Source organism: Anaerotignum faecicola, from assembly GCF_003865035.1.
Lineage (GTDB): Bacteria > Bacillota > Clostridia > Lachnospirales > Anaerotignaceae > Anaerotignum_A > Anaerotignum_A faecicola.
This window is the reverse complement of the sequence record NZ_BHVZ01000002.1, coordinates 105271-125177: the sequence shown is the minus strand read 5'-3', so window position 1 is coordinate 125177 and position 19907 is coordinate 105271. Positions and strand designations below refer to the sequence as shown.

Sequence of the window (19907 nt, the reverse complement as noted above, 5' to 3'; positions counted from 1 at the left end):
GGGAAGGGAAATTCTATGGAGACAATCAATATCAGACTGGCAGCGTTTGAGGGCCCTTTGGATTTGCTGTATCACCTGATTGAAAAAAACGAAATTGATATTTATGATATTCCCATTGCGGCACTGACGGAGCAATACCTCGCCTATCTGGATGCGGCGGAGGACAGGGATATGGACGGCATGAGCGAATTTTTGCTGATGGCGGCAACGCTGCTTGAAATCAAAAGCAAGCTGCTCCTGCCCAAGCCGAAGGCAGAGGAGGAGGAAGGCCCCGACCCCAGAGAGGAGCTGGTACAGCGCCTGCTGGAATATAAGCGGATTAAGGACGCAACAGAGACCCTCAAGGAGCGCGAGGAGGAAGCGGCACTTGTGTACTATAAGGAAGCGGATGCCTCTGTGGCAAGGCTGAAGGAACAGCCGCCGCAGGAATTGGAGGATTTATTGCAGGGCATCACCATGGATGACCTTTATCGGGCGTTCCGGCAGGTGATGGCGAGAAAGGAAACCAAGGAGGATAAGGTGCGCAGCTCCTTCCGTTCGGTGCAGAAGGATTTATTTACCGTTGGGGAAAAGATGGAATACATCCGCGATATGCTGATTCTGCATCCGCATGAAAAAACAGCCTTCCATACCATTTTCCGCAGAAATGCAGGGAAGATGGAAAGGGTTGTGACCTTTCTGGCACTATTGGAGCTGATTAAGCAGAAGGAAGTGCAGATTACGCAGGAGAAAAACTTTGGTGAAATTTTCATCAGCAGATATGATGAAGGAGGGGCAGAATGAGATTATCGGAGCTGGAAGCGGTTGTGGAGTCCCTGCTGTTTATTGCCGGTGACGCGGTGCCCTTGGCATCCATCGCGCAGACGATTGAGCTGGATCAGGCAACGACGCGGGCAGTCGTGCTTTCCCTTGCGGATAAATATGAGAAGGAAAAACGGGGACTGCGGATTGTGGAGATTGCGGACGCGTATCAGATGTGTACGGCGGCAGAATGCTTTGAATATATTCGAAATATGTATAAAAGCCCACAGCGGCAGGGACTGACGCAGTCCCTGCTGGAAACGCTGGCGATTATCGCCTATAAGCAGCCGATGACGCGCGCGCAGGTGGAGGAAATCCGTGGGGTCAATTCCGACCATGCGGTGACGAAGCTTCTGGAAAAGCGGCTCATCTGCGAGGTCGGGCGGGCGGATACCCCCGGCAAGCCGATTCTTTTTGGCACAAGCAAGGAATTTCTGCGGTATTTCGGCTTTAAGAGTATTCGGGAGCTGCCGCCTTTGGAGGAAGAAAATCCGGAAGAAGCCAAGGAGAAGGATGCGGAAACAGAGTTTCATACATAAGCGAAAAACAGAATAAAGATAGCAGGAGGAGGGATGCCTATGAAACGGAGAGCAATTCTTTTTTTCCTGCTTTTTTTATTGCAGATGGGAAGTGTGCCGACCCTTGCTGCAGAGCCGACCGTTGCGGCGCAGGGCGCAGCGTTGATTGACGGAAAAACAGGGCGGCTGTTATGGGGGAAGAACGCGGACGCACCCCTTGCGATGGCAAGCACCACGAAGATTATGACGGCGATACTGGTTCTGGAGCAGGCAAGCCTGACGGAGGTTGTCACAGTCAGCAAAAACGCGGCACAGCAGCCAAAGGTACACATGAGCCTACAGGAGGGAGAGCAGTGGCAGGCAGGGGCTTTGCTTTCTGCCATGCTCCTGCGCTCCTATAATGATGCGGCGGTGGCATTGGCGGAGCAGGTTTCGGGGGACGTGTCGAAGTTCTGCGCGGAAATGACGAAGAAGGCAAAGGAAATCGGCGCAAGGGATACGGTTTTTGGCTCGCCCAACGGACTGGACAGCCACCTGACAGCGGAGCAGCACCACTCCACCGCCTACGATATGGCGTTGATTGGGGCGTATGCGCTGGAAAACGAAACCTTTCGGGAGATTATCGCGCAGCAGGAGATTTATGTGTCTGATTTGACTGGAGGGCACTCTTGCAGTGTGACAAATGCAGACCGCTTTTTGCGGGAATACAGCGGTGCGCTTGGCATTAAAACAGGCTACACCAATCGGGCAGGGCATTGCTTTGTCGGTGCGGCAGAACGGGACGGCGTGCGGCTGGTTTCGGCGGTGCTTGGCAGTGGCTGGGGGGATGCAGGTAAGCAGAAAAAGTGGACGGATACGAAAGCCCTGATGGACTATGGCTTCGCGGTCTTTCATCCCTACGAGGCAGTGCAGGCAGGGGAGAGTTTCGGGGAAATCCGCATTACCGATTCCCCGACAGCACAGATGGAAACAATTCTTGCAGAGGGCTATACGGCGTTATTTTCTGATGCGGAAATCGAAAAGCTGCACCTGACGGCAGACTTGCCAAAGGAGCTTGCCGCGCCTGTGCATCGGGGCGAAAGGCTGGGGCAGGCGGTGCTTTGGCTTGGTGAGGAACGCCTTGCGGCGGTGGATTTGCTTGCGGCAGAGGATGCAGAACCGTTTACCCTTGCACAGCGACTGCTTCGCCTGGCGGAGGGGTGGCTCAGCTGGCGAGATTGGAAAGATTAGAGAAACTTTTGACTTTCTGCGAAGGCTCATGTATACTGAGGAAAATCGAATGAAAAATACAGGTTGAGAACGGAGTTAAGATATATGGAAGAAAAATTGGAACGATTGCAGAAATTTCTGGCTGAGGCAGGCGTGGCATCCCGCAGAAGGGCAGAGGAGCTGATTGCACAGGGAAAGGTGAAGGTCAACGGGAAGGTTGTAACCGAAATGGGGCTGAAGATTGACCCCGAAAAGGATGAGGTGTCCTATCTGGACAGGAAAATCAGCAAAAAGGACACCAAGCTTGTCTATCTTATGCTGCATAAGCCGGTCGGCTATGTGACAACGGCGAAGGAGCAGTTCGGCAGACCTGCGGTGGTAGACCTCATTAAGGGCGTGAACGCGCGCATTTTCCCTGTCGGGCGTTTGGATTATGATACATCGGGGCTTCTGCTGCTGACAAATGACGGAGACCTGACCTATAAGCTGACGCACCCCAAGCATGATGTAGAGAAAACCTATATTGCGAAGCTATACGGTGTGCCCGATGAGGGGGCATTGCAGAAATTCCGCAGGGGCGTTGTGATTGATGGAAGGAAAACGAAGCCCGCAAAGATTCAGATTCTCGAAAGAGAGAAGGACGGACGCTTCTGCACGGCGGAAATCGTGATTCATGAGGGCAGAAACCGACAGGTGCGTAAAATGTGCGAATCCATCAAGCATCCTGTGGCACAGCTGCAAAGGGTAGCAACGGGAGAGCTTACGCTGGGGGATTTGCCGAAGGGGAAATATCGCCATCTGACAGAGAAGGAAATCAGATATTTAAAGAGATTATAAAAAGAAGGGACTGCTTTGGGAGTTTTCCAAGGCGGTCTTTTTTACTTGAAAGGCGGTAGTGCTTGCCGTATAATATATACTTAGGAAACTATTGAGAATAAGGAGGAAAAGCCTCGTGGAACAGAACAAAACAAGATTTTACCTCATTCGTCATGGGGAAACGGATTGGAACAAGGGCGGTCGTTATCAGGGCTGCACGAATATACAGCTGAATGATGCAGGCAGGGAGCAGGCGCGCCTTTTGGGGGAACGCTTCAAATTCCTGCCGCTGGATGTGGTCTATGTATCCCCTCTGGACAGGGCGGTGGCAACTGCGGCACCGTTGGCGGCGGCGCATGGGCTGACCCCCATTCAGGATGCACATTTCAGAGAAATCAACTTCGGTGAATGGGAAGGACATACCATCGCGGAGCTGAAGGAAAAATATGGCAAGGTATATATAGATTTTTTTGAAAATCCCTTTGACCATCCTGTGCCCGGAGAAGGCTCCTTTCAGAATGCGATGGATCGTGCATTGGAAGGCTTTGAAGCACTGGCAGAGCGCCATAAGGGGCAGAATGTCGCGATTGTTTCGCATGGCGGACTGCTGCGCGTGATGCTGGTCGGTCTGCTTGGCATGGGGGATGAATTTTACCGTAAGACATGGATGACAAATACCTCTGTGACGATGGTGGATGTGATGGAGGACGGCAGAAAGCTGCTCATGACCTTAAACGATAAGGCGCATCTGGAAATGGCAGAGCTGTTTGAAAAGGGTGAAGAAAAATGAAGAAGAAAATTATCGTGGTCGGCGGCGGTGCGGCAGGACTGATGGCGGCAGGACGCGCGGCAGAACGGGGACATGAGGTGCATCTCTACGAAAAAAATAACCGCATCGGGAAGAAAATCCTGATTACGGGCAAGGGACGCTGCAATGTGACGAATGACAGCGATGTGGAGGGGCTTCTGGAAAATATCCCCGGCAATCCCTATTTTTTATACAGCGCCTTTTACCAGCTGGACAGCTTCGGCTTGCAGGAATTTTTTAAGGAGCAGGGGTTGGAGCTGAAGGTGGAGCGCGGCAAGCGTGTATTTCCTGTGTCTGACCGTTCTCTGGATGTGGTGCTGGCATTGGAAAAATACCTCAAGAAAAATGGGGTGAAGCTGCATCTGGAAAGTCCTGTGGAGGGTATTCTGATTGCGGACGGCAGGGCAGAAGGGATTCGGCTGAAAAACGGAAAGGAAGAAAGAGCAGACGGCGTGATTGTCTGCACAGGCGGTCTTTCCTATCCCGGTACAGGCTCTACGGGGGATGGCTACCGCTTTGCGAAGGCGGCAGGACATCATGTGACGAAGCTGTACCCCTCTCTGGTGCCGCTCAGAACAGAGGAGGACTGGTGCCATGAGCTGATGGGGCTGAGTCTGAAAAATATTGAAATTACGATAAAAAATAAAAAGGGCAAGAAGGTTTACAGTGACTTCGGGGAAATGCTGTTTACGCATTTCGGCGTTTCCGGTCCTGTGATTCTGAGCGCGAGTAGGCATATCATTCTGACGATAGAGGAAGGATATCGGCTTTACATTGACCTCAAGCCTGCGATGGATGAGAAAAAGCTGGATGCGCGTATTCTGCGCGATTTTGAAAAATTTGCGAATAAGGATTTTGCAAACGCACTGGATGCGCTTCTGCCGCAGAAGCTCATTCCCGTTATCATTCGTCTTTCGGGGATTGATGCGCGCAAAAAGGTAAACAGTGTGACGAAGGAAGAAAGAAAGCGTCTGGTTGGGCTTTTGAAGGCACTGCCGCTCACGATTACGGGGACAACGGGCTATAACGAAGCGGTTGTGACCTGTGGTGGGATTCAGGTGAATGAGATTGACCCTGCGACGATGGAGAGCAAATTTGTGAAGCAGCTGCATTTTGCAGGCGAGGTTCTGGATGTGGACGCATATACGGGCGGCTTTAATCTGCAAATTGCATTTTCCACAGGCTTTGCGGCAGGGAATGCGGTTTGCGCGGAATAAGGAGGAAAAAAAGCATGAAACGATTTGCCATTGCGGTGGATGGGCCTGCCGGCTCAGGAAAAAGCACCGTTGCGAAGATGGTTGCCAAGAGACTGGGCATTATTTATGTGGATACGGGCGCGATGTACCGTACGGTTGCGCTGTTCTGCACGGAGAAGGGCATTGCCCTTGCGGATGAAGCGGCTGTGGTTGCGGCGCTGGCAGATTTGCAGATGAAAATTGTACCGGAGGAGGGCGGTCAGCGCATTTTCCTGAACGGAAGGGATGTTACGGCGGAAATCCGCACGGCGGAAATTGGAAAGGGTGCATCCACGGTTGCGGCGTATCGGCAGGTGCGTGCGCGGATGGTGGAATTGCAGCAGGAAATGGCGCGGGAACATTCTGTGATTATGGATGGCAGAGATATCGGGACGGTTGTTCTGCCCGATGCCGAGGTGAAGATTTATCTGGATGCCGGCGTGGAGGAGCGTGCGCGCCGTCGTGTGGGCGAATTGCAGGAAAAAGGCGAAACGGCTGATTTTGAAGAAATCAAGAAAATGATTCTTGAGAGGGATTACAACGATATGCACAGAGCGCACAGTCCCTTGAAAAGGGCGGCAGATGCGGTTTCTCTGGATTCGACAGGCATGGGCATTGATGCTGTGCTGCAGGCTATTTTAGATATTGTTGCGGAAAGGGTGAAAGAAAAATGAAGGATACAGAAAAGAAATCATGGGTCTATTATGTAGCGATTTTTCTGGTGAAAATCTGGTATGCCATTATGTTCAAGGTGGAAATCATCGGGAAGGAAAATATTCCAGAAACCGGCAACGGTGTGATTTGCAGCAACCATTACAGCAATTATGATCCTGTTTCCACGGCGATTTATCTGGACAGGCTGCCGCATTATATTGCAAAGAAGGAATTATTTAAAAATAAGCTGTTTTCATGGGTGCTTGACCAGTTGGGCGTATTCCCAATTGACCGCAAGGTTTCCATGGATATGAAGGCGGTCAAGACAGCAATCAAGCTTTTGAAGGAAGGCAAGATTGTCGGCATTTTTGCGGAAGGCAGACGGGTAAAGGCAGGCGAGGACGTTGCGGCAAAGGCAGGCGTGGCGCTTTTTGCGATGAAGGGAAATGCACCTGTCATTCCCTGCGCCATCAGCGGCACCTATAAATTCCGCAGCAAGCTTACGATTCGCTATGGCGAGCCGCTGACGTTGGATGAATTTCGGGATAAAAAGCTGACAACAGAGCTTATGGGAGAAATCACGAAGGTGATTATGGATAAGGTGGAAGAATTGAAGGTGAAGGAATGAGCAACGTAACACTGGCGGCATCCGCAGGGTTTTGTTTTGGCGTGAAGCGTGCGATTGAGATGGCGTATGCGGAAATAGAAAAAAATGACGGCGCACCGCTGTATTCCTATGGTTCTCTGATTCATAACAAGGAGGTCACGAAGGATCTGGATGCCAAGGGGCTGCATATCATTGAAAGCCTGGACGGGATTGACGAGGGTACGGTTGTGATTCGTTCGCACGGTGTAGGAAAGTTTCTGTATGATGCGCTGGAGGAAAAGGGCATGCGAATGGTGGACGGCACCTGTCCGTTTGTCAAGAAGATACACACGATTGTGAATGAAGCGTGGAATCAGGGCAAAAGCATCATCATTGCCGGAGACGGAAAGCACCCGGAGGTACAGGGCATTAACGGCTGGTGCGGCAATACAGCCGTTATTCTGGAAAGCCCTGAGGAGGCAAGGGCGGCAGAGCTGGATACGGAGAAGGACTACGCCGTTGTGGTGCAGACAACCTTCCGCCAGAGCAAGTTTGACGATATGCTTGCCATTTTGCGGCAGAAGGGTCTGAAAATGGAGATTTCCCAGACAATTTGCTCTGCGACGGAAAAGAGGCAGAAGGAAGCCATGGAGCTTTCCCAGAATGTGGATAAAATGATTGTCATCGGGGACAAAAAAAGCTCTAATACACAAAAATTGGTTGAGATTTGTAAAAAAAATTGCGAGAATACGGTTCATATTGAAACAATTTGCGATTTAGTGTTGAAAACTTTCAAGAAGGATGATAGAATAGGGATAACTGCGGGTGCGTCCACACCACCTGCAATAATTAAGGAGGTAGTAGTTACTATGAGCGAAATTGAAAATGTAAATGTTGAAGAAGTGAGTTTTGAGCAGATGCTGGAAGATTCTCTTGTTACCCTGCACACAGGCGATGTTGTAAAAGGCACCGTTATTCAGGTTGTAGGCGAAGAGGTTTCCGTTAATCTGGGTTTCAAATCTGACGGTGTTATCCCCAGAGGCGAATTCAGCAGAGATACAACAGTAGTTCCCAGCCAGGTTGTACAGCCCGGTGATGAAATCGAAGTTTTCGTTGTTCGTGTAAATGACGGCGATGGCAATGTACTTCTGTCCAGAAAGCGTATCGAAGAACAGAAGGGCATGGAAGATATCGAAAAGGCATTCAATGAAAAAACAGTTGTTACAGGTACTGTAACAGACGTTGTAAAGGGCGGTCTGATTGCAGTTGTAAACGGCGTAAGAGTATTCATTCCTTCCTCTCAGGTTTCCAACAGATTCATCGAGGATCTGAGCGTATTCAAGGGTCAGGAGCTGGAATTCAATATCATTGAAATGGATAGAGTAAAACGTCGTATTATCGGCGGCAGAAAAGATCTGGTTGAAAAGGAAATCGCAGCAAAGAAGGCAGCTCTGTTTGAAACAATCGCAGTTGGCTCCAAGATTGCAGGTACTGTTTCCAGACTGACAGACTTCGGCGCATTCGTTGATCTGGGCGGCGTAGATGGCCTGATTCACATTTCCGAAATGAGCTGGGGCAGAATTTCCAACCCCAGAGAGGTTCTGAAGGAAGGTCAGGAAGTTGAAGTATTCGTTCTGGATGTAGATAAGGAAAAGGGCAAAATCAGCCTGTCCCTGAAGGATGCAGACAAGAACCCTTGGAAGCTGGCAGCTGACAAATATGCAGTTGGCTCCATCGTTGAGGGTAAGGTTGTTCGTATGGTACCCTTCGGTGCATTCGTTGAACTGGAACCCGGCGTAGATGGTCTGGTACACATTTCCCAGATTGCGAACAAGCACGTTGTAAAACCCGAAGATGAACTGAAGGTTGGCGAAATCATCAACGTGAAGGTTCTGGAAGTAAATTCCGACCAGAAAAAAATCAGCCTTTCCAAGAGACAGGCAGATGCTCCTGTGGAAGAAGCTCCCGCAGCAGAATAATCCCGTGTGCAAAAGCTCCCATTGTGGCGTGACCATGGTGGGAGTTTTTTGTTGATATTTTTTATTGAAATTTTATATATGCAAATTTTGAATAATATTAAAAAATTTCATAAAAATGCGTAATTGATAGAAAAAACATTAAAAAATGATAAAAAAACCGACATTGTTATGTCTGCATTTTTATGGTATACTTTTTAGGTAATTTCGTGGGATAAAGGAGGAAAGTGCATGAATAAGCATGAAATTTTCCGTTTTATTGACCATACTCTGCTGAAACAGAACGCAGTCTGGGAGCAAATCCGTGAGATTTGTCAGGAGGGAATGGACTTTGGAACGGCCTCGGTATGTATCCCACCTTCTTTTGTGAAGCAGGCCGCGGAATTTGTGGGAGAAAGACTTCCTATCTGCACGGTGATCGGGTTTCCGAACGGATACCAGACAACGGCAGTGAAGGTCTTTGAAGCAGCAGAAGCGGTACAAAACGGCGCAGCGGAGATTGATATGGTCATCAATATCGGCTGGGCAAAGGCAAAAAGCTATGATGCGATTTTGCAGGAAATCAATGCGGTGAAGGATGCCTGTGATGAGAAGCGGTTAAAGGTCATCATTGAAACCTGCTTGCTGACAGAAGAAGAAAAAATTGCTCTTTGTGATGTGGTGAGCCGCTCTCGGGCGGAATTCATCAAAACCAGCACAGGCTTTGCCGGCGGCGGGGCAACGCTCGCGGATATTCGGCTGTTTAAAAAATATGTAACAGGGGATACGAAGATTAAAGCGGCAGGCGGCATCAAATCAGTTGCCGATGCGGAGGCTTTTCTTGCGGCAGGGGCTGACAGACTGGGCAGCAGTTCCCTTCTTGCCATGCTTCGGCAGGAAATCAAGCAGTAAGGCTGCGGAGGGAAGCTTCGGCAGCTCGTAAAAATGGGAAAAAGAAAAAGGGAGGAATTTATAATGAGTTTATTAAAGAAATTTGCAGCTATGGCAATGGTAGCAGTAATGGCAGTTGGCATGACAGCATGCGGCGGCGGTGATGATGCTGCGGACACAAAAACATATGTAATCGCAACAGATACAACCTTTGCGCCCTTTGAATTCCAGAATGACGCAGGCGAATATGTAGGCGTTGATATGGATCTGCTGGCTGCAATTGCAGAAGACCAGGGCTTTAAATATGACCTGCAGTATCTGGGCTTTGATGCGGCTGTACAGGCATTGGAATCCGGTCAGGCTGACGGTGTTATCGCAGGTATGTCCATCACACCCGAAAGACAGAAGAAATTCGACTTCTCCGATCCTTATTTCGACAGCGGCGTTGTTATGGGTATCGCAGAATCCAATAACGATATTAAATCCTATGAAGACCTGAAGGGCAAAAAGGTTGCCGTTAAGAGAGGTACAGAGGGCTTTGATTTTGCTGAATCCATTAAGGATCAGTATGGCTTTGAAACAGTTGTATTCGATACCTCCGATGCAATGTGCATGGATGTTAAGGTTGGCAACAGCGTAGCCTGCTTCGAGGACTACCCTGTACTGGGCTATGGCATCACACAGGGCAACGGTCTGAAAATGGTAACAGATAAGGAACAGGGCAGCTCCTACGGCTTTGCAGTTGGCAAGGGCGAAAATGCAGAGCTGCTGAAAATGTTCAACACAGGTCTTGCTAACCTGAAAGAAAATGGCAAATATCAGGAAATTCTGGATACATATATTCAGGAATAATTCCTTAAGGAGTAGTGCCTCATGAGTAGTTTTTTTGAGTATGTGGGACAGTGTATGCCGCAGCTGACATTAGGGCTGAAGCTTACACTGCAAATGACAGTCTTTTCATTGATTTTGGCTGTGGTTGTCGGCATGGTGATGTGCATGTTCAGCATTTCCAAGGTGAAGCCTCTGAACTGGATTTCGGGTATTTATCTGAGCCTGATTCGTGGGACTCCCCTGATGGTACAGGCATTCTTCATCTATTTCGGTATCACAGGTGCGTTACATATCCGGATTACACCCTTTAGTGCGGCGATTTTGGTTCTGTGCCTGAATGCCGGTGCATATCTGTCTGAAATTTTCAGAAGCGGTATTGCGGCAGTCAACAAAGGGCAGATGGAGGCGGCAAGAAGTCTGGGATTGCCCTATGGCGTTGCGATGAGAAAAATCATTCTGCCACAGGCAATTCGTATTGTTATTCCATCCGTACTGAACCAGTTTATCATTACATTGAAGGATACCACCATCCTTTCCGTTATCGGCTGCGGCGAATTGATGCGTCAAGGTCAGTTAATCGTAGCAAGAAACTATCAGAGTTTCCAGACCTATGCGATTGTTGCGGTTATGTATTATGTTGTTGTAATCGTGCTGACAAAAGCATTCCAGCTGGTTGAAAGGAGGTTGTCAAACAAATGATTAAGGTAAAAGTAGAAAAATTGCAAAAAAGCTTTGGCAGCCTTGAGGTTTTGAAGGGGATTGATCTGGAAGTCAAGGAAGGGGAAGTCGTTTGTCTGATTGGTCCTTCCGGTTCCGGCAAATCTACATTTCTGCGTTGCCTGAATCGTCTGGAAGAAACGACTGCAGGTACTGTTATTGTTGACGATAATGATATTACAGATCCCAAATGCAATATCAATAAGGTGAGAGAGAATATCGGCATGGTATTTCAGCAGTTTAATCTGTTCCCTCATCTGAGTGTTTTGGAAAATATTATGCTTGCGCCTGTGGACAGAAAGAAGCTGACAAAGGCGGAGGCAAAGCAAACAGCGGAACGCCTGCTGGCGACAGTCGGTCTTGCGGAAAAGGCAGGGGAATATCCCCCCAATCTTTCCGGCGGACAGCAGCAGCGTGTTGCCATTGCACGAGCTTTGGCAATGAGTCCCGATATTATGCTGTTTGACGAGCCTACCTCCGCGCTTGACCCCGAAATGGTCGGCGAGGTTCTGGAGGTTATGAAGCAGCTTGCAAGGGATGGCATGACCATGATTGTAGTAACGCATGAAATGGGCTTTGCCAGAGAGGTTGCTGACCGTGTGATTTTCATGGATGGCGGCTATATCGTGGAGCAGGGGACACCGGCAGAGGTGTTTGGCAATCCGCAGAATAAGAGAACGCAGGATTTCCTGAATAAGGTTCTGTAAATACAATCCTATCCATACAAAAACAAAGTCTCGGATTTTTTATCCGGGACTTTTTTATGTATACGTTTTTCTTTGCATAAAGCAGGAAGGTATTGGGAAAAGTGAAATTGAATTTAACAAAGATTTTACAAAACTCATGCGAAATGACAAGTGCAGAAAAGAAAATTTGTTAAGATTCTGTTCATTCGGTGGAAATTGCCAAAAACCGATGATTTTTCATTGCGGCTGTCTATTGTTTATGATATCATTATTCAGGATGTAAAACAAAGATTTTACATGGTTTTTAGGAAAAATTTACAATCGAATCGAAGAAAAAACGGAGGAAAAAATGAGTTCTATAGTAATTCCCTTTATTGGTGGTCTGGCGATGTTCATTTATGGCATGAACATCATGGCGGATGGCTTACAGCACGCTGCCGGCTCCAAAATGAAGAAGATTCTTGAAGTGCTGACGCAGAATAAGCTGATGGGCATTGCGCTGGGTGCATTGGTTACGGCGATTATCCAAAGCTCCTCTGCCACAACGGTTATGGTTGTCGGCTTTGTAAACGCAGGGCTGATGAATCTGACACAGGCAATCAGCGTTATCATGGGTGCGAATATCGGTACAACCATCACGGGTTGGTTGGTTTCCGCAGGTGAATGGGCAAAAATGTTCAGCCCCTCTACACTGGCACCAATCGCAGTTATGGTCGGCGTAATCATAACGCTGGTGGGGAAAAGGCAGCAAAGCAAGGATGTAGCCGGTATCATCATTGGGTTTGGTATCCTTTTTATCGGTATGAATACCATGTCTGATGCGGTTTATCCCCTGAGAGAATCCGAGGTATTTAAGACAGCCTTTATTTCTATGGGCTCTAATCCTTTTCTGGGGATTCTGGTCGGCGCAGGCGTAACGGCGATTATCCAGAGCTCCTCTGCATCACAGGGTATCCTGCTCTCTCTGGCATCCGCAGGGCTGGTTCCTACGAATGCGGCAGTATTCATTATCATGGGGCAGAATATCGGTACCTGCGTGACTGCAATTTTGAGCTCTGTCGGTGCAAGCAAAAATGCAAAATGCGTTGGTACGATGCATCTGACCTTCAATATTGCGGGTACGATTATTTTCAGTATTCTTGCAATGTTTCTGTTTGCGAGACTGGACCCTTCCTATGGCGAGGGCATTATCAATATGACGCAGATTTCCTTTATCCATACGGTTTTCAACGTGGGTACAACGATTATCCTGATGCCCTTCAGCGGCTATATCATCAAATTTGCCATGAAGGTAAACGGCCTCAAGGCGGTGGAAACAAAGAGCGACGAGGCAGAGCTGGTGCATCTGGACAAGCGTATGATGTCCACTCCTTCTGTTGCGGTAGAGGGCGCAAAGCTGGAAACCATCCGCATGGGGCGTATTGCGAGAGAGAACCTTTCCTTGGCACTCTCTACGCTTTCTGACCACGATGAGGAAAAGATGGCAGATGTAAAGCAGAGAGAGTTTGTCATTGATAAGCTTTGTGATAATATTTCCAAGTATCTGATTGATTTGTGTATGCTGCATCTGAGCGATAAGGATAATGAAATGGTAACCTCCTTGCTCAACACAGTCAGCGACATGGAGCGTGTGGGCGACCATGCGGAAAATATCGTGGAATTGGCGGAAGAAATGAAGCAGGAGGGGATTTCCTTCTCCGATACGGCTTTGGAGGAGCTGAACGAAATGTCCACTACAACACTGGGGGCATACGACAATGCGGTGAAGGCGTTGGAGCTGGACGATATCACCTATGCCGTAAAGACCTCCTTCTTAGAGGATCAGGTTGATGCGATGGAAAAGAAGCTGCGCGCAGGGCATATCGAGCGTCTGTCCAATGCGGAATGCAGTGTTAACGCCGGGATTCACTTCATCGACCTTCTGGGGAATCTGGAACGTGTTTCCGACCATGCAATGAATATTGCGCAGGTTGTGCTGAATGAGCATAGAGCGGAAAAGAATTTCCATGAAGAAAAAAACGTGGAATGATTGACAATATAAAATGAGAACGGAGCCTTAGATTTTCAGGAGTCTTGCAGACCCCTTTGGGTCTAAGGCTTTTTTTGAAAGGGGGAAGCAATATGACGGCTTTGATGAAGATACAATCCTTTATTCAGGCGTATGTGAAGGCGATTGCGTCCATTCTGGATGTAGATGTTACGATTGTGGATAATGAATTGGTTCGTGTGGCTGGAACAGGCATTTATGCGGACGAGATTGGCGAAACTGTGACTCACGCGAATTTTTTTCATCATATTCTGGTTTCCGGCGAGAGCGGCAGTATTATGGACAGCATGGCGGATTTGAATTGCAAGGGCTGCGAAAAGCGCACAACCTGTAGAGAGCTTGCGAATGTTGCCTATCCTATTTTCAAGGAGGGGGCTGTGGTCGGTATCATTTCCATCATTGCCTTCAGCGAGGGGGAACGAAAAAACCTTCTGGAAAACAGAGGGCAGATGGAGGAATTTCTGAAATATATGTCTGTCCTGTTGGAAAGCAAGCTGTATACGGACGAGGCGAAGGAGCGTCTGGAGCAGCAGCTGCAGGTAGTGCATGATGCGGAAAAGGGATGGTCCTTCGTTGGGGACAGCCAGAAAATGAAGGAAGCCATTCGGATTGGCAAGAAGGTCGCAAAATCGAATTCGACCGTTTTTCTGCGCGGTGAAAGCGGTACGGGGAAGGAGATTATGGCGAAGATGATTCATGCCCTGAGTGACCGCCGTGATAAGCTGATGATTTCTATTAACTGTGCAGCGATTCCCGAAAATCTGGTTGAAAGCGAATTATTCGGCTACGAGGAGGGCGCGTTCACAGGGGCGAAAAAGCATGGCTCTATCGGAAAATTTGAGCTGGCGCATGGCAGTACGATTTTTCTGGACGAAATCGGGGACATGCCTCTGCCTGTGCAGACAAAGCTGCTGCGCGTGCTGCAGGAAAGCGTGGTGGAACGGATTGGCGGCACGAAACCGATTCCCATTGATATCCGCGTGATTTGTGCGACGAATAAAAACATCGAGCAGATGGTGGAGGAGGGGGCGTTCCGCGAGGATTTGTATTATCGGCTAAACATTATCCCCATTGAGCTACCACCCCTGCGCAAGCGTAAGGAGGATTTGCCTGCGCTGATAGAGTATTACATTGCGTACTATAATCAGAAGCTGGGAAAGAGCATGCGCGGCGTTTCTCCTGAGGCGCTGCAGACGCTGACAAGCTATGACTGGCCGGGGAATGTGCGTGAAATGAAAAATATTATTGAATATCTGGAAAATATTGCAGAGGGAGAAATCATTCAGCTTTCGGATTTGCCCGACCATATCGTGATGCGCTCCGGCAAGGGCTTTGAGGATTGGTCTCTGGATGAAATTGTGGAGGACTATGAAAAGCGCGTGCTGAGCAGCATGGTGAAGAAGGGCGCAACGCTGGAGGAAAAAAATCAGCTGGCAGAAAATTTGAAAATCAGCCGTGCAACGCTGTACCGTAAGCTGAAAAAATATGATTTATTATAATTCTTAAAAATGAGAACTGTTATCAGAAATGAGAAATTTTTGTATATAAAAATTGTACCTGTATTTTCGGCAGAAAATAGGAGATTTTTTGTTGTAATGCAGACAGAAAAAGGAATCTGTTCCTGAATGACGTACAGGAAAAAGAACAAACCGATAAGGATGAATTTTGATTCTCATATATGAGAAAACAGAACAAAAAAACCGCCGAAAACAGGCGGTTTTCTTTTTGGCACGATTCTTGCTCTATATATCCGCAGAAGGAAAAAATAAAATGATTGGGAGATATAGGAGGAAGAATTATGGATATGAATTTAGTATTTGACGCAATCAAAGCAGAAATGAAACCCAGTATGGGCTGTACCGAGCCCGTTGCACTGGCACTGGCGGTTTCCAGAACCTGTGAGCATCTGGATGCGCCCACACAGAAGCTGGAAATGCTTATCAGCTCCAATATTTTTAAAAATGCGTACAGCGTACAGATTCCCAATGCAGGGACTTACGGCATTGAGCTGGCGTGCGTGCTGGGGATGCTGCTGAGCAAGCCCGGCAATACCATGGAAATTTGCGCGGGCATCAAGCCTGAGCATGTGGAAAAGGCGAAAAAGCTCGTTGCGGAAGGCTTTGTGCATGTAAAGGTTCTGAAAAGCAGTCAGTTCTACATTGAATGTACTGCAACAGACGGCAAGGATACCGTACACACCATCACAGAGGACGAGCATGACAACCTTGTGTTTTGCGAAAAGAACGGCGAAGTGCTGTTGGATAAAAGAGTGAAGAAGGAAGCAGTCGAAAGCGAAGAAAAGGAAGGCACCTTTGATGTAACAAAGCACACCTTCTCTGAATTTTATCACTGGGCAAACGAAGTGGATGTTGCGGATTTGCAGTTCATTAAGGAAGCCATTGACATCAATATGGAAATTGCGAAAAAGGGCATGGAGAAAAAATATGCCTTCGGCGTTGGCCCTACGGTACAGGATCTGCTGAAAAAGGGTCTGCTGAAATCTGACGTTGTGACAGCAGTCAGAAGTATTCCTGCGGCAGCGGCGGACTTCCGTATGAGCGGCGGCAACGGTTCCGTTATGACCTTCTGCGGCAGCGGCAACCAGGGCATTTCTACCACACTGCCCATGGCGGTATTCGCAGATAAAATGAACATTCCCGAAGAAAAGCTGCTGAGAGCGGAATTCATGGGTATGCTGATGATTATGTATATGAAGAAATACGTTGGTCGTCTGAGCCCCGTTTGCGGCGCAATGTTGGCAGGGACAGGCTCTGCGGCAGGCATGGTTTACATGATGGGCGGCACGGCTGCACAGGTAAGCGGCGCAGTACAGAATATGATGGGCTCTGTTGCCGGCATCTTCTGCGATGGCGCAAAGGGCGGCTGTGCGGTGAAGGTTGCAGCCTGCGCGAGTGAAGCGGTTTATGCGGCAATGTATGCAATGGACGGCAGTGTCATCGGCGTTTCCGATGGTATCAACAGCACAAAGGCAGAGGATACCGCAAAGAACCTTGCAAAGCTGAGCCATGAAGCACTGGATACCCTCGATATGAAGGTAATCGAAATCATGCAGACAAAGAAATAATCAAAAAAAGATTCAAAAAAAATTCGATAAGAAAATTCTGAAATAGCCAAACAAAAGCCCCTGTACCTTGAAAAGAAGGTGCAGGGGTTTTTATGTCCGAAAAATTATAGCTGAATCATATCGTCAATCATATTGCTGATTTTATCACGGCTGATTTTTTCGAGAATGGCTTTTTTCACAAAGCCATCCTTCGTAAAGCCAAATTCGGCAATATATTCCTCCAATAAAGCATAGGTTTCCGCATCCAAGGTGACGGAAAGCTTTTTGGTTGTCGGTTTTTTCGCCGTTGCTTTTTTTGCTGTTGCTTTGGTTGTGGCTTTCTTTTCTGCCATGCACACACTCCTTTTTGGTTCATTTATTTGCTCGGAAGATAGGATGCTTCCTTCAGGATAAAGCCGCCCTCCACAGGCTGATAGGTCAGCTGCAGCTCGCCGCAGGCGGTATCCGGTGCGGTTTGCAGCAAAAGGGTTGCGGTCAGCGTGTTTTCCACAATGCGATAGGTTACCATATCACTGAAAACCAGCTTGCCATAGCTGCCTAAATCGGTAAAGGTATGTACGCCTTCCTTCGTGGAAAGCTGATAGGTTCCGTCCTTTTCGGTAATCAGCGGTTCTGCGATTTCACGGGGATCGGGTACGAAATATTCCTCTAAGGTTTCTTTATCGTAAGCGACAATGCCTTCCACATGGAAGCCGCTGCCTGCGCCAACTGTGAAAATCACATAAATTTCATCCTTGCCATCGTTATTTAAGTCTGCAAGTGTAAGTGTCGGTGCATAGCTGCCGTCCACCAGACAATTTAACTGAAATTGCTCCTGCACATCCTTTGAGGTTAATACGAAATTTTCGTTTCCCTTATACACCAAAGAGATGGATTCCTCCGGAATTTCCGCAACAACCGTTGCAGCTGGGGGTACGGTTACTTTTTTCAGCATCGTAGTTACCTCTGCCTCGGCAACTGCGGCAGAAGGGAGAACATATTCCTCCGTACCAAGGAACACACCGCTGCCATACGCCCACTGAATTGCGGGAATGGCATAGGGTGTGATATCCGAAGCATCTGCAAAGCTGAGAATATTCGTGTTTTCTCCAACGGAAACATCATAGCCCTTATAAGCGGCATAGCGATAGAAAATGGCTGCAAGCTGTTCTCTTGTGATTTTCTGATTCGGCTCAAATTTTCCGTTACCGTAGCCGCTGACGATTTTGGCTTCCGCCGCCCAACGAACGGCATCTGCCGCAGTATCGGCAACGTCCGTAAAAGGCAGAGCATAATTGATGACGGGTGCGCCTTCCTGCTGCCACAGCAGGCTGATGACATCCTCTCTGGTGGCGGCATCTGTTGCTTCAGCAGCAAAAGCCGGTGCGGATGTACCCATAACCATAGCAGCACTGAGGGCGAGGAGCAGGGGGTGTTTTCGATTCATTTTGTTTCCTCCTTTATCAGAACTATGATTTTTCTTCTTTTCATCAGTATAGTGTGAGGGAAAAAAGAATGCAATAGATTTGAAAAAGTTTAAAGCTTTTGCAACAAAATTCACATTTTTTTACAAAGCTAGAAACGAAATTTTAAAAAAAGAAAAGGCTTCTGTTATGATTTCAAAAAAACAGTGCATACTAGGTTTGTACCAAATTTGAGGAGGGATTTTTATGGAACGCTGCAATGAGTGTATCAAATGTACTGTTGAGCAGTGCAGACATCACCACAACACAAAGAATTACTGTACACTGGAATCTATTCAGGTAGGCACACATGAAATGAATCCGACCAAAGACCAGTGCACAGACTGTATGTCCTTTGCTGTAAAATAAGGAAATGAATGGAAGAAGCGGGTGCTTTGTACAGACAAGGTATCCGCTTTTTCTGTTGCATTGCGGCGGTATTTTATCGTACAATGGGAAGAAAACAGGAGGTAGGAGCATGAAGATTTATTTTGTACGTCACGGTGAAACGGATATGAATGCCAGAAATATGTTCTACGGCTGGTATGATGCGGATATCAATGAAAAGGGCATCGCGCAGGCGGAGGAGCTGAGAGCGGCATTTGAAACGATACATATTGATGCGATTTATTCCAGTGATCTGAAGCGCGCCTATCATACGGCGGAAATTATTGCGAACGGCAGAGAAATTCAGCCCGTTCCCGAAATTCGGGAGTTATATTACGGTGATTGGGAAAACCGCACATGGGAGGAAATGTCCGAAGCGGATTTAGAGGAATGGCATGGCTGGCTGACCGATTGGGTAGACAGAAGGATGCCAAACGGGGAAGCCTTTATGGAATTTTATGACCGCGTGACAAGAGGATTGGAGCAGATTATCAAGGAAAACAAGGGCAAGCATGTTTTAATCGTATCACACAACGGGGCTTTGAGCGCCATGCACTGCCATCTGACGGGGGCAGGCCCCAAGGCGTTCTGGCGGTTCAATTCCAAGCAGGGGCATTACAGTGCGGTCTGGGTTTCGGGAGAAAAGCGGACGTATGATTGCATGAATTACCCTGCGGTATGGAAGGAAAATCGAAAATAAGCTGTCCGCTTTACAAGGACAGACTGGCGCGAAAGCGTTGATTTTATCGAAAAAACAGGAATCGGGAAAAAGTTTTTTCTGTAAAGGAAAAATACTTGACAAGGGGAGATTTCTCTGGTAGGATAGACAAGGTGATTGTAAAGTAGTTATCCTTTACAGGAGGCAGGAAGAACATGGATGATATTTTGCAGCTGACTTTGCTTTATGATTTTTATGGCGAATTGCTGACGGAAAAACAGAAGCAGGTATATGAACTGCATTATCAGAACGACCTCTCCCTGACGGAGATTGGCGAGGAATTATCCATCAGCCGACAGGCTGTCCGCGATCAGCTGAAGCGGACGGAGAAAATCCTTCTGGATTATGAGGAAAAGCTACAGCTGGTTTCCCGTTTTCAGGCACAGAAAAAAGCCGTGCAGGAAATGAAGCACATCATGGAGGGACTGGAAAAGAAAAATCCGGACGCATCTGTGGTGAAGGCAATCGCAAAAATGAAAAAAATCGCTGACGATATCTTGTCCTGAAAGGAGGTCGCGATT

Annotated in this window: 21 protein-coding genes; 19 read left to right on the top strand and 2 right to left on the bottom strand. The window is 47.9% G+C overall.

What is annotated here, in order from left to right; all coding sequences use genetic code 11:
- Positions 1-15 precede the first annotated feature (15 nt).
- From EJE48_RS06365 to EJE48_RS06295, 16 genes are all read left to right on the top strand, one after another.
- The gene (locus EJE48_RS06365) at positions 16-783 is read left to right on the top strand and encodes a segregation and condensation protein A (protein ID WP_124984412.1); all 768 of its coding nucleotides are present in this window, start codon (positions 16-18) and stop codon (positions 781-783) included.
- On the top strand, positions 780-1340 hold the full coding sequence (gene scpB, locus EJE48_RS06360) for an SMC-Scp complex subunit ScpB (RefSeq protein ID WP_016407972.1): 561 nt from the start codon (positions 780-782) through the stop codon (positions 1338-1340). Before EJE48_RS06365 ends, scpB begins: the two co-directional genes overlap by 4 nt.
- Positions 1341-1379: 39 nt before the next feature.
- The gene (locus tag EJE48_RS06355) at positions 1380-2549 is read left to right on the top strand and encodes a D-alanyl-D-alanine carboxypeptidase family protein (RefSeq protein ID WP_160117325.1); all 1170 of its coding nucleotides are present in this window, start codon (positions 1380-1382) and stop codon (positions 2547-2549) included.
- Positions 2550-2633: 84 nt separating this feature from the next.
- The gene (locus EJE48_RS06350; RefSeq protein ID WP_016407970.1) at positions 2634-3365 is read left to right on the top strand and encodes a pseudouridine synthase; all 732 of its coding nucleotides are present in this window, start codon (positions 2634-2636) and stop codon (positions 3363-3365) included.
- 115 nt (positions 3366-3480) lie between these two features.
- Positions 3481-4134 (top strand): histidine phosphatase family protein, encoded by a 654-nt coding sequence (locus EJE48_RS06345; RefSeq protein WP_160117324.1) that lies wholly within the window; start codon positions 3481-3483, stop codon positions 4132-4134.
- Positions 4131-5369, top strand: coding sequence for a BaiN/RdsA family NAD(P)/FAD-dependent oxidoreductase (locus EJE48_RS06340; RefSeq protein WP_118579152.1), 1239 nt, complete (start codon positions 4131-4133; stop codon positions 5367-5369). The genes EJE48_RS06345 and EJE48_RS06340 overlap by 4 nt, the downstream gene beginning before the upstream one ends.
- A gap of 14 nt (positions 5370-5383) precedes the next feature.
- Entirely contained in the window at positions 5384-6061 is a 678-nt protein-coding gene (cmk, locus tag EJE48_RS06335) for a (d)CMP kinase (RefSeq protein ID WP_118579149.1), read from the top strand.
- Entirely contained in the window at positions 6058-6669 is a 612-nt protein-coding gene (locus EJE48_RS06330) for a lysophospholipid acyltransferase family protein (protein ID WP_016407966.1), read from the top strand. Before cmk ends, EJE48_RS06330 begins: the two co-directional genes overlap by 4 nt.
- Entirely contained in the window at positions 6666-8606 is a 1941-nt protein-coding gene (locus EJE48_RS06325; protein ID WP_118579146.1) for a bifunctional 4-hydroxy-3-methylbut-2-enyl diphosphate reductase/30S ribosomal protein S1, read from the top strand. The genes EJE48_RS06330 and EJE48_RS06325 overlap by 4 nt, the downstream gene beginning before the upstream one ends.
- Positions 8607-8834: 228 nt before the next feature.
- A complete protein-coding gene (deoC, locus tag EJE48_RS06320; protein ID WP_118579143.1) occupies positions 8835-9494 on the top strand; it encodes a deoxyribose-phosphate aldolase in 660 nt (219 codons plus the stop codon).
- A gap of 63 nt (positions 9495-9557) precedes the next feature.
- Positions 9558-10325, top strand: a complete 768-nt coding sequence (locus tag EJE48_RS12425; protein ID WP_207667372.1) for a transporter substrate-binding domain-containing protein — start codon at positions 9558-9560, stop codon at positions 10323-10325.
- Between the two features lie 21 nt (positions 10326-10346).
- Positions 10347-11003, top strand: coding sequence for an amino acid ABC transporter permease (locus EJE48_RS12420; RefSeq protein ID WP_016407962.1), 657 nt, complete (start codon positions 10347-10349; stop codon positions 11001-11003).
- A complete protein-coding gene (locus EJE48_RS06310; protein ID WP_016407961.1) occupies positions 11000-11728 on the top strand; it encodes an amino acid ABC transporter ATP-binding protein in 729 nt (242 codons plus the stop codon). The genes EJE48_RS12420 and EJE48_RS06310 overlap by 4 nt, the downstream gene beginning before the upstream one ends.
- 328 nt (positions 11729-12056) lie before the next feature.
- Entirely contained in the window at positions 12057-13736 is a 1680-nt protein-coding gene (locus EJE48_RS06305; protein ID WP_118579140.1) for a Na/Pi cotransporter family protein, read from the top strand.
- 92 nt (positions 13737-13828) lie between these two features.
- Positions 13829-15253 (top strand): sigma-54 interaction domain-containing protein, encoded by a 1425-nt coding sequence (locus EJE48_RS06300; RefSeq protein WP_118579137.1) that lies wholly within the window; start codon positions 13829-13831, stop codon positions 15251-15253.
- A 299-nt stretch (positions 15254-15552) separates the two neighbouring features.
- Positions 15553-16839, top strand: a complete 1287-nt coding sequence (locus EJE48_RS06295) for an L-cysteine desulfidase family protein (protein ID WP_118579134.1) — start codon at positions 15553-15555, stop codon at positions 16837-16839.
- A 104-nt stretch (positions 16840-16943) separates the two neighbouring features.
- On the opposite strand, the gene EJE48_RS06290 is transcribed toward EJE48_RS06295, so the two are convergent.
- Together EJE48_RS06290 and EJE48_RS06285 are read right to left on the bottom strand one after the other, a co-directional pair.
- Positions 16944-17171, bottom strand: coding sequence for a hypothetical protein (locus EJE48_RS06290; RefSeq protein ID WP_016407957.1), 228 nt, complete (start codon positions 17169-17171; stop codon positions 16944-16946).
- A 23-nt stretch (positions 17172-17194) separates the two neighbouring features.
- Positions 17195-18265 (bottom strand): S-layer homology domain-containing protein, encoded by a 1071-nt coding sequence (locus tag EJE48_RS06285; protein WP_118579131.1) that lies wholly within the window; start codon positions 18263-18265, stop codon positions 17195-17197.
- A gap of 223 nt (positions 18266-18488) precedes the next feature.
- On the opposite strand from EJE48_RS06285, the gene EJE48_RS06280 reads away from it, so the two are divergent.
- The 3 genes from EJE48_RS06280 (at position 18489) to ylxM (ending at position 19892) form a co-directional block, all read left to right on the top strand.
- Complete coding sequence (locus EJE48_RS06280; protein ID WP_016407955.1) at positions 18489-18650, top strand: DUF1540 domain-containing protein; 162 nt, start codon at positions 18489-18491, stop codon at positions 18648-18650.
- A gap of 109 nt (positions 18651-18759) precedes the next feature.
- Entirely contained in the window at positions 18760-19368 is a 609-nt protein-coding gene (cobC, locus tag EJE48_RS06275; RefSeq protein WP_160117323.1) for an alpha-ribazole phosphatase, read from the top strand.
- Between the two features lie 173 nt (positions 19369-19541).
- Positions 19542-19892, top strand: coding sequence for a YlxM family DNA-binding protein (gene ylxM, locus EJE48_RS06270; RefSeq protein WP_016407953.1), 351 nt, complete (start codon positions 19542-19544; stop codon positions 19890-19892).
- Positions 19893-19907: the final 15 nt, after the last annotated feature.